12 protein-coding genes are annotated in these 12606 nt (G+C 71.0%); 6 read left to right on the forward strand and 6 right to left on the reverse strand.

Annotation, left to right across the window (positions count from 1 at the left end; genetic code table 11):
- Positions 1–58: 58 nt before the first annotated feature.
- From lhgO to rfbF, 5 genes are read right to left on the reverse strand one after another with little or no spacing between them, the layout of a single operon-like run.
- On the reverse strand, positions 59–1282 hold the full coding sequence (gene lhgO, locus IFY26_RS04345; RefSeq protein WP_232547767.1) for an L-2-hydroxyglutarate oxidase: 1224 nt from the start codon (positions 1280–1282) through the stop codon (positions 59–61).
- Positions 1279–2607, reverse strand: a complete 1329-nt coding sequence (locus IFY26_RS04350; RefSeq protein ID WP_232547768.1) for an NAD(P)H-dependent oxidoreductase — start codon at positions 2605–2607, stop codon at positions 1279–1281. The genes lhgO and IFY26_RS04350 overlap by 4 nt, the downstream gene beginning before the upstream one ends.
- Positions 2604–3146 carry a dTDP-4-dehydrorhamnose 3,5-epimerase gene (gene rfbC, locus IFY26_RS04355; protein ID WP_232547769.1) on the reverse strand — a complete coding sequence of 181 codons (543 nt, stop codon included), beginning with the start codon at positions 3144–3146 and terminating at the stop codon, positions 2604–2606. The genes IFY26_RS04350 and rfbC overlap by 4 nt, the downstream gene beginning before the upstream one ends.
- Positions 3143–4171 (reverse strand): NAD-dependent epimerase/dehydratase family protein, encoded by a 1029-nt coding sequence (locus IFY26_RS04360; protein ID WP_232547770.1) that lies wholly within the window; start codon positions 4169–4171, stop codon positions 3143–3145. Before IFY26_RS04360 ends, rfbC begins: the two co-directional genes overlap by 4 nt.
- The gene (gene rfbF, locus IFY26_RS04365; RefSeq protein WP_232547771.1) at positions 4168–4950 is read right to left on the reverse strand and encodes a glucose-1-phosphate cytidylyltransferase; all 783 of its coding nucleotides are present in this window, start codon (positions 4948–4950) and stop codon (positions 4168–4170) included. Before rfbF ends, IFY26_RS04360 begins: the two co-directional genes overlap by 4 nt.
- Positions 4951–5330: 380 nt before the next feature.
- Between rfbF and IFY26_RS04370 the strand changes: the two genes are divergently transcribed.
- Positions 5331–6314, forward strand: a complete 984-nt coding sequence (locus IFY26_RS04370) for a glycosyltransferase family 2 protein (protein ID WP_232547772.1) — start codon at positions 5331–5333, stop codon at positions 6312–6314.
- Between the two features lie 31 nt (positions 6315–6345).
- Here the strand turns inward: IFY26_RS04370 and IFY26_RS04375 are convergent, their stop codons facing one another.
- Positions 6346–7212: a hypothetical protein gene (locus IFY26_RS04375; RefSeq protein ID WP_232547773.1), complete on the reverse strand. Its 867-nt coding sequence runs from the start codon at positions 7210–7212 to the stop codon at positions 6346–6348.
- A gap of 502 nt (positions 7213–7714) precedes the next feature.
- Between IFY26_RS04375 and IFY26_RS04380 the strand changes: the two genes are divergently transcribed.
- Genes IFY26_RS04380 through IFY26_RS04400 form a run of 5 tightly spaced genes read left to right on the forward strand, consistent with a single transcriptional unit; the run spans position 7715 to position 12586 of the window.
- On the forward strand, positions 7715–8857 hold the full coding sequence (locus IFY26_RS04380; protein WP_232547774.1) for a hypothetical protein: 1143 nt from the start codon (positions 7715–7717) through the stop codon (positions 8855–8857).
- Positions 8858–8870: 13 nt separating this feature from the next.
- Positions 8871–10184 carry an O-antigen polymerase gene (locus IFY26_RS04385; protein WP_232547775.1) on the forward strand — a complete coding sequence of 438 codons (1314 nt, stop codon included), beginning with the start codon at positions 8871–8873 and terminating at the stop codon, positions 10182–10184.
- On the forward strand, positions 10181–11266 hold the full coding sequence (locus IFY26_RS04390; protein ID WP_232547776.1) for a glycosyltransferase family 4 protein: 1086 nt from the start codon (positions 10181–10183) through the stop codon (positions 11264–11266). The genes IFY26_RS04385 and IFY26_RS04390 overlap by 4 nt, the downstream gene beginning before the upstream one ends.
- Entirely contained in the window at positions 11259–11702 is a 444-nt protein-coding gene (locus IFY26_RS04395) for a hypothetical protein (RefSeq protein WP_232547777.1), read from the forward strand. The genes IFY26_RS04390 and IFY26_RS04395 overlap by 8 nt, the downstream gene beginning before the upstream one ends.
- A complete protein-coding gene (locus tag IFY26_RS04400; RefSeq protein WP_232547778.1) occupies positions 11699–12586 on the forward strand; it encodes a glycosyltransferase family 2 protein in 888 nt (295 codons plus the stop codon). The genes IFY26_RS04395 and IFY26_RS04400 overlap by 4 nt, the downstream gene beginning before the upstream one ends.
- Positions 12587–12606 lie beyond the last annotated feature (20 nt).

The raw sequence follows: 12606 nt of genomic DNA on the forward strand, positions 1-12606 counted from the left end.
CGAACCGGCCCCGGTCCGTGAGGACGCGGGGCCGGAAACGCCGGGGCAGGGGTGGCTGTCAGTCGGCCGTGGCCCCGCCCAGCACCTGGTCGGCCAGGTGGGCGGCGATCGGCATGGCCGAGGTGGCCGCGGGGGAGGGTGCGTTGACCACGTGGAGCATCCGGTCGGTCTGCAGGAAGCGGAAGTCCTCGATCATCGTGCCGTCGGCATTGACCGCTTGGGCGCGGATGCCGGCCGGCTCGGGCCGGAGATCGGCCAGGGTCACCTGTGGGCAGTACTTCTGCACGCGCTTGAGGTAACCCGGCTTGTACAGCGAGTCCCACTGCTCGGCCAGGCCCGTGCGCAGCACGCCGGGCACGAGCTTCCAGAACCCGGGGAACCGGGCGAACGACACGAGGTCGCGGGCGTTCACCGACAGCTTGGGGTAGCCCTCGCGGGCGAAGCCCATCACGGCGTTGGGGCCGACCGTCACCCCGCCGTCCATCATGAGCGTGAGGTGCACGCCCAAGAATGGCAGGTCGGGGTCGGGCACCGGGTAGATCAGCGTGCCCACGATGTCGTTGAGCTCGGGCCGCAGCCGGTAGTACTCGCCGCGGAACGGCACCATCTGGAAGTCCGGCTCCAGCCCGGCCATCGCGGCGAGCCGGTCGGCCTGGATGCCGCCGCACACCACAAGACGCGTGGCGTAGAGCGTCTGGGCCGCGTCCCCGGTGCCGGTGATCACGCCCACCTCGGAGAGCGACTCGTGGATGCCGCTGACGCGCGTCCCGAGCCGGATCTCCCCGCCGAGCCGCTCGATCTCGGTCGCCATCTGCCGGCAGACCGCGCGGTAGTCGACGATGCCCGTGTCGCGCAGGAAGATGGCCTTGCGGCCCACGACGTTCGGCTCGCGACGCCGAATCTCGGCGGCGTCGAGCAGCTCGACGTCGAGGCCGTTCGTCCTGGCGCGCTCGTACAGCGCGTCCAGCCTTGTCACCTCGACGTCGTTGGTCGCGACGATCAACTTGCCGGTGTTGCGGTAGGCGATGCCGTGTTCGTCGCAGAAGCGGCGCGTCCAGGCCGCGCCCTCCTTGCAGAAGCGCGCCTTCATGCTGCCCGGGGTGTAGTAGATGCCCGCGTGGATCACGCCACTGTTGTGGCCCGTCTGGTGGGCGGCGACGCGATCCTCCTTCTCCAGGACGACCAGGCTGCTGCCCGGGCGCCGCTGGAGCAGCGTGAGCGCGGTCGCCAGACCGACGATGCCGCCCCCGATGACGCAGAAGTCGTACGGTTGCTGCGTCATCGCTGCCCCTCCCCGACCGTGGCCGGCGACGCGGCGGCGTCCTGCTCGGCGCGCAGTGCGTCCGACAACCGCCCCTGCGGCACGGTCACGTCGGCGTAGGAGATGACCTCGTCGGTCGCGATGTCGCGGGTGAGGACGCAGCCCTCGGCCAGGCCGAGCGGCAGCAGGCGTTCGGCGCGCTGCACGGACGCCTTCTCGCACTCGCCGTAGTAGGTGTAGCCGCCGATCCGGTCGAGCGTCTCGCCCGCCTTGAGGTCACGCTTGGCCACGGTGACGACCTCGACGCGGGGGCCGTGGTCGTCCAGCAGCGGCGCGATGCAGCTGTCGCCGAGCAGCGCGGCGCGGGCGATCGTGGCCGGCACCTCGAAGTGGCACAGGTGATAGGGCGTGTAGAAGCTGTACAGCGGCCCCTCGCCGAGCTTGTAGAGGTTGAGGTAGTGCTGCTGCTTGGGGTCGTCGTGCGTGGCGAGCACGTAGACGCCCGGGCCGGGCTTGGTGCCCACGACGTAGTCGACGGCGCCACCGAGGGCGCGCAACTCCTCGACGTCGTACTCGGTGGTCAGGTCGTCCACGTGGCCGGGGAAGTCACGCCCGAGGCAGCCGCGCCGGTGCACCGACAGGTCGGCCGCGTTGGCGACGAGCGCCTGCTCGACGTTGACCTTGCTGCCGTCGGCGAAGCTGGTGACCATGTGCGGGTCCTGCCCCCACTTGCGGGCGAAGCCCTCCTGGGTGGTGGGGTTGCGGAAGCGATCCTGCAAGCCCTTGATGTTGCCGGCCACCACCGGGGTGAGGCCGAGGCCGCGGACGAACCGGATGAGGTTCATCTGGACGCCCGGCTGGTCGCCGTCCATGCCCGAGTAGACCACCCCGGCCGCCGCGGCGCGCCGGGCCAGCACGGTGCCGATCGTGGCGTCGACCTCCGCGTTGAGCAGGACGAGGTGCTTGCCGTTCTCGATCGCGGACAGGGCCAGGTGGGCGCCGAACTCGACGTGACCGGTGGCGTCCACCACGACGTCGACGCTGTCGGCGGCGGTGAGCGCGGTGAAGTCGTCGGTCACCGCCACCTGGCCGGCGGCCACGGCCTGGTCGATACCGGCCGCGTTGTCGGCGTCCGTGGTCTCGCCCTTGGCGTAGCCGGCGTACTCGAGTGCCGCGTGTGCCTTGTCGACCGACCGCGCGAACACGGCCGCGATCTCCATGCCGGGCGTGGTGTGGTGGATGTGGTTCATCATGCCGCGGGCCATGAAGCCCGGGCCGACCACGCCGACGCGCACCGGCCGGCCCTCGGCCTGGCGCCGGGCCAACAAGGTGTCGGTGATGATCATCGGATCGGCTTCCCGTCCCAGTCCGGCCAGCTGGCGTCCTTGTCGGAGACGACCACGATCTCCTCGGGCCACTGCAGCCCGAACGCCGGGTCGTCGTAGCGGCTGCCGCGCTCGTGCTCGGGGGAGTACCGGCCGGTCACCATGTAGGTGGCCTCGGTGTTGTCCTCGTGCGTGACGAACCCGTGCCCGCAGTAGGGCGGCACCCACAGGGCGCGGTGGTTCTCGGCGGAGAGCTCGACCATGACGTGCTTGCCGAACGTCGGGCTGTCCTCACGCAGGTCGAGGCAGCAGTCGGTCAGGCGGCCGGCCGTGCAGCGGACGAGCTTGCCCTCGGACGCCGGCGCGATCTGGCGGTGCATGCCGCGCATCGTGCCCTTGGCGTGGTTGAACGACGTGTTCGCCTGCACGGGCGTGTCGTGGATGCCGTGCTCGGCGAACTCGTCGGCGCAGTAGGAGCGGGCGAAGAACCCGCGGTCGTCGGAGTGGGGCTCCAGATCGATGATCCAGCAGCCCTCGACCTCGGTGGGGGTGAACTTCATGCGGAAACCTGCTTCCAGAAGAGTTGGGCGTCCACCTGGCCGGTCTCGAGCAGCCAGCGGATCTGCTTCAGCCGGGTGTGTCCGCGGCCGTAGAACGTGTCGGCGTCCAGCTGGATCGCCTCGAAGACCTGGTGCAGCTGCTTCGCGCCACGCGCCAGATCCCAGTCGCACGAGAAGCCGAGGGTCTCCTCGATCTTGTCGAAGCGCACCTTGTAGCTGCGGTTGTCCTGGCCCGAAGCCCCGAAGCTGAGGTCGCAGCCGGGGAACTCGTCCGCCACGGTCTCGGCGATCTGGCGCACCGTGTAGTTGTTGGCGAAACTGCCCACGTTGAAGGCCTCCGCGTGCACCTTCTCCACGGGCGCGGCCAGGGCCAGCCGGATGGCCTTGGCGATGTCGAGGGCGTGCACCATCGGACGCCACGGCGTCCCGTCCGACGTCATGGCGATCTTCTTCTCGACCCACGCGAGGCCGGAGAGGTTGTTGAGCACGATGTCGAAGCGCTGGCGGGGCGAGGCGCCGAAGGCCGTCGCGTTGCGCATTGCGGTCGGGTGGAAGGAGTCGTCGGCCAGCTTCCAGAGGTCCAGCTCGGTGAGGTGCTTGCACTCGCCGTACGCGGTCTGCGGGTTGACGGCCGAGGTCTCGTCGACCTCCCCGTCGGCCACGCCGTACACCGAGCAGGAGCTCATGTAGACGAAGCGCTCGACGCCGGCTCGCTTGGCGGTCTCGGCGACGTGCACCGACCCCTTGTGGTTGATGTCGAAGGTGATCGGCCCCACCAGGTCACCCACGGGGTCGTTGGACAGCTCGGCCATGGCGACGACGGCGTCGACGCCCTCGAAGTCGGCCTCGGTCAGGTGGCGCATGTCCTTCGACAGCGTCTGCGGGATCGAGTCGAGGCCGTTGTAGAGCCAGCCGTTGCGGTAGAAGCCGGTGTCGACGGCGACCACCTCGTGGCCGTCGGCGGCCAGCAGCGGGGCCAGCAGGCAGCCGAGGTAACCATCGGTGCCGGTGACGAGAATCTTCATGAGGCGAGTTCCACCTTCCAGGGCGCGCGGCCCTCGTTCCAGAGCGTTTCGAGTTTGGTGCGGTCGTGCAGGGTGTCCATCGGCTGCCAGAAGCCCCGGTGGCGGTAGGCGTTGAGCTGCCCGTCGGACGCGAGGCGCTGCAGCGGCTCGGCCTCCCAGACGGTGGCGTCGCCGTCGATGTAGTCGATGACCCCGGGCTCGCAGACGAAGTAGCCGCCGTTCACCCACGCGCCGTCACCGTCCGGCTTCTCGCGGAAGCTGTCGATGCGGGTCTCGCCCTCGGCAAGCGCAATCGCCCCGAAGCGCCCGGGCGGCTGGACGACGGTCATCGTCGCCAGCCCGCCCCGCTCACGGTGGGAGGCGATCGTCGCGGTGACGTCCACGTCACTGACGCCGTCACCGTAGGTGAAACAGAACGTCTCGTCGCCGATGTGGTCGCGGACGCGCTTCAGGCGCCCGCCCGTCATGGTGGCCGGGCCGGTGTCGACCACCGTCACCCGCCACGGGAGGGCGTGCGTGCGGTGCACGGTGCGCTCCCCGGTCTGCAGGTCGAACGTCACGTCCGAGCACCGCATCTGGTAGTTGGAGAACCAATCGGTGATGACTTCGCGGCGGTAGCCGGCGCACACGATGAAGTCCTCGATGCCGTGGCTGGCATAGGTGGACATGATGTGGAAGAGGATGGGCAGGCCGCCCACCTCGACCATGGGCTTGGGGCGCGTGCCGGTTTCCTCGCTCAGCCGGGTCCCGAGGCCCCCGGCGAGGATCACGGCCTTCACGACGCCCCCTCGGCGTCCGGGCGCGCAGGATGGGTGTTGTGGACCATTGTTTCCCCCCAGAAACTGTCATTTGCGGCGGCTCGTCGTCGCATTCGATCTCATCACGGACACTACTCCCACCGGGGTGCCATTTCCACATCAAAGAGGCGTCTGGACCATGGTTGGAGCGTGGTTGCGCGGCAAAGTCACCCCCTCGGGGGACTCGGGAAAGGATGCGGAATCCTCGAGCAATGGGCTGGGGATGTCACCCGCCCGGGGGTGGGTCGCGCCCTTGTCACCCACGGGGGTGACGGAGGTGAAAATGTCGTGGCCATTCCGGTTCCGCGACGCTATTGCGGGTTACGATGGCGGGGTCACCATCTTTTGGACAGGAAGTCGCCATGCCTCAGCTCACCGTCGTGGTTCCCACCTACCGCCGGCCCGATCTGCTCCGGATCGCGCTGGGCTCGCTCTGCGCGCAGACCTACACGGACTTCGTCGTCCTGGTCTGTGACAACGCCAATGACTCTGAGGTGAAGAGATTGGTCGGTGAATTGGAGGACTCGCGGTTCACCTACGTGGGGCGTCCGGAGAACATCGGGCTCATGCGCAACGCGGTCGAGGGCTTCGGCGCGGCACGGACGCCGTTCGCCGCCAAGCTCGACGACGACGACACCTGGCACCCCGAGTTCCTCGCGCGCGTCATGCCGCCGCTGCTGGCCGACGACCAGCTGGTGCTCGCGTTCTCCGACATGCGCTTCGTGGGGCCCGCGGGGGAGCACCTCGACGGCGCCCAGGAGCGCATCGACGCCTCCAAGCAGTTGGCCCACGTGCCCGCCGGTCTGATCCGGCCGCTCGCGCCGTACGCCATCCGTGGCGTCGTCCCGCTCAACGCCACCGTCTTCCGCCGCGATCTCGTCGACTGGAATGCCGTGCCGGAGGACACCGCGACGGCGTTCGACCTGCACATCGTCCTGGAGCTGTGCGGCCACGACGCCGCCGGCCACCACGTCGCCGAGCGTCTCGTCGACTACCGCCTTCACCCGGACGCCGACACCTCGACCGGCCTGGTGCGCCAGCTGTGCGGCTCCAGTTCCGCCCTGGCCCACGCGCTGGCGTCCGGCGCCTACGAGGGCGTGGCCGACGTCGAATCGGCGCGCGCCGTCCTCAACGTGCGGCTCGCCCGCGCGGCCATCGCCTCGCAGGAGCGCGACATCGCCCGCAAGGCGTCGCGCGAGGCGCTGCGCGACCGTCCGAGCCTCGAGGCGGCGCGTCTGGTCGTGCTGGCCCACCTCCCCGGCGTGGTCGCCCGGCGCATCGTCGCGGTGCGCGGCCAGCGCTACCGCCGCACCCACCCCGACGTCCGGGGCCAGCGCGTCGCCTGACGGCTCCCCGGCGTCGGCGAGGCGAGGGGCCTCAGCCCTCGGCGCGGGCGCCCGGCGCCCGGTAGTCGCGGGGGAGGACCTCCAGCTTGTCGATCGGGAAGGCGTCCTCGCCCTCCTGCCCGGCCAGTTCGGAGCGGGGTGAGCTGCCCCGGAAGAGGTCGTCGTAGGCGCCCGGCACGGTCGAGATCTCGTGCTGCGCCATGAACGTCACCGAACCCGCGACGTCGACGACCATGATCCCGTACTCCTGTGCTGCCCGCGCGATCGTGCGGGCGGTGGGGGAGAGGTTGTAGGAGTCGAGGTCGAGGTCGGCCGGCAGCCGCAGCAGCTGACCCTCGGCGATCGCCAGCCCGTGCACGGTGCCGTCGGTGCGGTTGGCCGGCCACGAGTACACGTCGGCCTTCACCTCGGGCAGCGCGATGCCGATGACGTGGTCGATGTACCCGCGCCGCAGCTCCTCGGGGCGGATCTGGAAGGCCGCGTACGAGACGCCCGCCGCGGCCACGCCGAAGGGGCGCTCGAACTGCCCGATCGAGCTGCTGGCGTTCTCGATGCTGCCACCCCAGCAGGCCGACCAGGTGCCGTCGTCCTCCTTCGCCGTCACCCACGTCTCGGTGAGGCGGTCGGTGTCGACGTTGTAGATGACCATCGACCGGTCGGTCGAGTCGTCGGGGAGCGCGTCGGCCGGGATGTGGACGTCGGCGAGGTGGGTGCCGATCAGCTCGTCGTCCCACCCGTCGGACTTGTCCTGGCAGTTGTAGCCGTGGAAGGTGGCCACCGGGTCGCTGTTGCTGGCCAGGTACATCGGCAGCGCGTAGCGCTGGTAGTTCATGTCGACCGTCGGCTGCTCGGGCGTGCCGTAGTACTCCTGCGTCATGCCGACGAGGTCGGTGATCATCTCGGCCGAGTACTCGGCGACGGGAGTGTCGTCGGGCAGCGTCTGGTAGAACGGCGAGTCGTCGGCGAAGATGCGGGTCGGGAAGGCGCCCTCGGGCAGCGGCTCGCCCGACGCGCTGGGCGACGAGGTGGCCGTGGGCTCCGAGGTCGGGGAGGACGGCGGCGTGGGGTCGGGTGCGGGCGTCGTGCACCCGGCGAGCGCGAGAGCGAGGGCGATCGAGCAGGCGCGAATGCCGGTCGTGGCGCGAATGATGGTCCCCTAGGGTTCTCGTGGTGGCAAGGGTCGGTGGGGGACCTCCACGGTACCCGTCCGCCGCGGCCCACCAGAAACTCAGCACGGTTGTTGCCGTGCCGTCTGGTGGTGCCGGGCCGTGCGTCTGCGGCGACCCGCGCCCGCGCGCTCCCTCGTCCGAGGCGTCGCGCGTCGGGGCACGCGTCGGCGCGGCGCGTGGAAACGGTGGACATGTCGGCGGGACGCCAGAATTTCGCTAGATTTGGGTCGCGTGGCGAGCACCCAGACGAGACGACCGACCCGGGGCGACCGGGTCGATGGCGCAGCGAGATGGCTGCGGTGGCCGTGGGCGCTGGTTCCCATCCTCCTGGCCGGTCTGTTGCTCGGTGGTGTTGGCGCCCTCCTGGGGCTGGCTCGCGGTGAGTGGGCCACGGCGCAGGCGACCATTCAGGTGGAGCCGGACGCCGACGCGCTGCAGTCGCTGACGTCGGGATCCACCGGCTCCTCGACCTCCCCGTCGGTGTACGTGTCGGGCCAGGTGGGGCTGCTCACCGGCGATGCGTTCACCGATCGGGTGGCGGCGGCGTCCGGACTCCCGCGGCGGGCCGTGGACGCCACGCAGGTGGGGACGTCCACGCTGGTCGACGTGTCGGTCTCGGATCCGGTGGTGGACGACGCCCTGGCGCGCCTGACCGCGGCGATCGAGACCTACCGCAGTGAGAGACAGGCTGCCGCCACCGAGTCCATCGGCCGTGACCTGGAGTCGGTGAGAGCCCTCGTGTCGGCCACCGACGCGGCCAGCTCCCAGGCCCAGTTCCTCCGGCAGCAGGAGGCTCAGCTCTCCCTCGCCCTGGATCGCGTCCCGTCGCTGGTCCCCGTGGTGTCGCCGCCCGCGATCGTGCCGGGATCCGGATTGCCCGCACCGCTGCTCTACGCGGCCCTGGGGTTCTTCGGGGGTGCGGCGCTGACGGCGGCAGTCCTCCTCGCGCTCGCTTCCCTGGCGAGCCTGCGTCCCCTCCGCACACCGGCCCAGGCCGAGGGTGAGGGGGTGAGGGTGCTGTTCCCCGTGCTGTCGTCCGAGGATCCCCACCTGATCGCGACCGCGGCGCCCATTCGGGCGGCCCTGAAGGACGTGCCGGCATCGGGGGTCGTGGTGGTCGGCGTCGGTGGCTCCTCGGCCGCCGACTGTGTGAGGTTCGCCCTGGCCGGGGGGCCCGACCCGGTCGCCGCCGAGGTCGCCTCCCCGGACGAGGCCGGCGTCGCGCGCGTGCAGCGCGGAGGAAGGACGACGGTCCTGGCCGTCATGCTCCAGTTGGCGACGCGCGGTGCGCTGGACCGGGCGCTGCTGGACGTGGGACGCCACGGTCACGGCCCGGTGCACGTGGTGTGCGTCACGCCTCCGGCCTCCCGGTGAGGAAGGTCTCCCGGTGACGATGGGGCCCACCTCGGACGTGGACGGACGAGGAACGGTGTGGTGGCTGCACCCCGCGGTGCTGCTCCTGGGGTTGCCCGGGCTCACCTTGGCCCTGTCCATCATGTTCAGCGACCAGGACTACCGGCGTCTGTGGGGCACGCCCCGGGTGCTGGAACCGTCGCTCGTGGCACTGATGGCGACGGGGCTGCTGGCGTGCATCGCGGGGGTGCTGGTGGCGCAGGTGAGGGCGGCTGGCACCGTGCGGGCGCCGGCCGGGGGCGACGTCACCACCCTGCTCCACCGGGGCGCGGTGGTCTTCCTCGTGCTCGCCCTGCTCGGCAATGTGTTCCTGCTCGCCTCCGCTGCTGCGAGCGGCATGCTGACCCTGGAGGCGCTCACGGGTCAGCGCGGAGGTGAGAAGGTGCCCACGGTGCCGGGGGTCACCACGCTGACCCAATTCGGCATCGCCAACGTCGTCGTGGCCACCTACCTCCTTCGGACGGCGTCGCTGCGCACCTCACGGCGCCGGGTGCTCCTCGGCGGCATCGTGGCGCTCATCGTGCTGTCGCTGGTGCGTGCCGCGCTCAACGCCGAACGGCTCGCGACCCTGGAGGTCGTCATTCCCGCCCTCGTCGTGCTCTGCTTGACGAGCCGGCCGCGCTCCCGCGAACGCCGGGTCCTCAGCCTCGCGCCCCTGGCGCTCGTCCCAGGGGTGTTCGGCATCTTCGCCCTGTTCGAGTTCGGACGGTCGTGGCAGTACTACTCCACGGTGCGGGACGTCGACTTCGGTACCTTCATCGTGGAACGCTTCGCCGCCTACTACGTCACCGCCTACAACAACTCCGCCATCTACCTCGCCCACGGGCCCCACCCGCCCGTGCCCTACAGTCTCCTCGAGTTCGTGTGGCAGCTTCCGGGGGTGTCGCAGGTGGGGCTCTACCCGCTCCTCACCGGAGTCGATCCGGAGTCGGAGGCGTATCGGCTCCTCCTCGTGCACCACGGGAACCCCGAGTTCAACAACCCCGGTGGTGTCGGGCTCCCGTTCCTCGACCTGGGGCCCGTCGGAGGCGTGCTCTTCTTCCTCGTGGCCGGCCTGGTGATCGGACGCCTCCACGCGCGCGCCACCTCCGGCATGACGGCCACGCTGTCCTACCCCCTCTTGGTCCTCACCATCGTCGAGCTGCCCCGCTACCTGTGGATCTGCCAGGGCCGGGCCTTTCCCGCTGCTGCCGGGCTGCTGGTTCTCGGGCTGCTGGCCGACCGCGTCCGACGCAACACCCCCGCCCCGTTCCGTGCTGTTGCCCCCAGAGAAGGAGTTGTCGCATGAGGTTGCGCTGGGTCACGCTGGCCACCCACGTCCCGGCCTCGGGCACGGGCGGGGGGATGATCCGCTACGTGGTGGAGTTCTCGCGGGCGATGGCCCGGCGGGACGACCTCGACTACTCGGTCGTCGCGAGAGCCGAGGCGGTGGATTTCTTCGCCGACCTCCTGGGCGGCCCTCGCCACGTGCTCACCGTGCCGAACGCACCCGTCCCCGTGCTGTCGGCGTACGAGACCCAGCTGCTGTCGCGCCGCCTGGGGGGATTCGACGTGGTGCACGGCACGAAGCACCTCCTGCCGCGGCGCGTGAGGGGCCAGCGACAGGTGTTGACCTGCCACGACATGTTGCCCTTCGACCGTCCCGGAGACTTCCCGTGGGCGAAGCGGACGCTGCTGCGTGTCCCCTACCTTGCGGCGTTGTCGGCCGCGGATTCCGTCGTTGCGGTCAGCGCCGCGACGGCCCGGCGGGCTGCCGCCTACGTCCCGTCGGCCCTGGAGAAGACCGTGGTTGTTCCGTTGGCCGCCCACCGCCCCGACGACGCCGACCCGGTGGCCCCCGTGGCCGCGCTGCAGGGGCGACCCTTCGCGCTGGTGGTCGGCGATCCGTCGCCCCGCAAGAACCTCGGGCTCATCGTGCGCGCGATGCGCGAGGTGGCGGACCAGGTGCCCGACGCGGTGCTGGCGATCGCCGGGCCTCCCGACTGGGGGGTGGCACACGACGCCGACGCCCTCGATGCGCTCACGCGCGAGGGCAAGGCGGTGCAGCTGGGGTTCGTGTCCGAGGCTGAGCTCCGCTGGTGTTACCTCCACGCGAACGTGGTGTGCTGCCCTGCTCTGCTGGAGGGTTTCGGGCTGCCGGCCGCCGAGGCGCTGGCCCACGGCGCCCCTTTGATCACCTCCGACGACGAGGCGCTCGAGGAGGTGAGCGGTGCCCACGTCCCCCACGTGGACTCCTACGATCCCCGGGCCTGGGTCCCCGAGATGGTCAGGCTCCTGCGCCAGCCGCGGGTCGCCGGCCCGCTGCCGCCCACGGGCCGGACGTGGGACGACGTCGCGTCCGAAACGGTGCAGGCGGTGAACCATGGCTGACGTGTCGCTGCTGCGGGGATCGCGGGGTGTGGTCCGCCTGGTCGGGGCGCTGCGCCGACCGTTGCTCGCGGCCCAGGTGAGGCGGGCGCTCGGCGCTGCTGACGAACTCGGAGAACCGGTGGGCGACATCCGGGTGACCGTCGTGCTCGGCGGCGCGAGTCTGCCCGACCTGCCCCCCGACGCCGCAACCCATCCGGTGGTGCTGATGCCGGACGCGGACGACCTCACGAGGGTGGGACGCCTCCGTCTGCGGGCACGCCTGTTGACCGGGCGGACGCCGGTCAACCTCGCGATCCTGCCCACCTACGCGGCCTGCGGTGTGGTGCGCCGGGCGGGCGTCACCCTCCCGCTGGCGTCCCACGAGGGGTCACGCGACGCGCTGGCGCGCTGGGTCTGGCGCGCCCACGCGTTCGGCCACGTGATCGAGGGCCGATGAGCAACGGGAGCCGACGGGACGCGTCCGGGCCCGACATCACGCTGGCGATCTCGACCATCGGTCGCGACGATGACCTCGCAGCTCTGCTCGACAGCGTGCGCCGCGGGCGGGGAGACGCGCGGGTGGAGGTCGTGCTCGCCGACCAGAGCGCCGGGAGGGCGGCGTCGGAACGTCTGAAGGCCGTGGCCACGCCGGGCATCGACGTGAGGTACACCACCTCGCCCCTAGGGGTGTCCCGCGGCAGGAACGCAGCGCTCGCCCTGGCGCGTGGCCGGATCGTCGCGTTCCCGGACGACAACATCACCTATGCGCCCGACGCCCTGGCCACGGTGCTCGCGCTGCTGGAGGCGCGGCCCACCCTGGCCGCCGTGACCGGTCGCCAGGTCACCGCCGACGGCCGTGACTCCATGCTCCGCTGGCTGCGCCACCCCACCCCGCTGACCAGGGACAACTGGACGAGGACGGCCATCGCGAGCACCATGTTCATCCGCAGGGACGTCCTCGACGTGGTCGGTGGCTTCGCCGAGGACATCGGCACGGGATCGGGCGGCTACGTGGGCGCGGGGGAGGAGTCGGACCTCCTGCTGCGCATCCTCCAGGCCGGCGGCGAGATCGCCTACGACCCCAGCATCCGGGTCGTCCAGCCCGACCCCGCTGACGAACCTGACCCGAGCTACGTGCGGAAGATGCGGCTCTACGGTCGGGGGCAGGGCTATCTGGTGAGAAGGCACCGGCTGTCCATCCCGGCGCTCCTCGCCCTCATGGGGCGCAAGCTGCTGGCGGTCCCGATCATGCTCGCCCTGCGGCGGACCGTCCGCGCGAAGAGCCAGGCAAGCTTCGTGGTCGGCATCGTGGAGGGTTGGCGCTACGGGGGCCGCCCGTGACGCCGACACCGCCCGCGGGC

Origin of the sequence: Propioniciclava soli (assembly GCF_014858005.1) — a bacterium.
Taxonomy (GTDB): domain Bacteria; phylum Actinomycetota; class Actinomycetes; order Propionibacteriales; family Propionibacteriaceae; genus Propioniciclava; species Propioniciclava soli.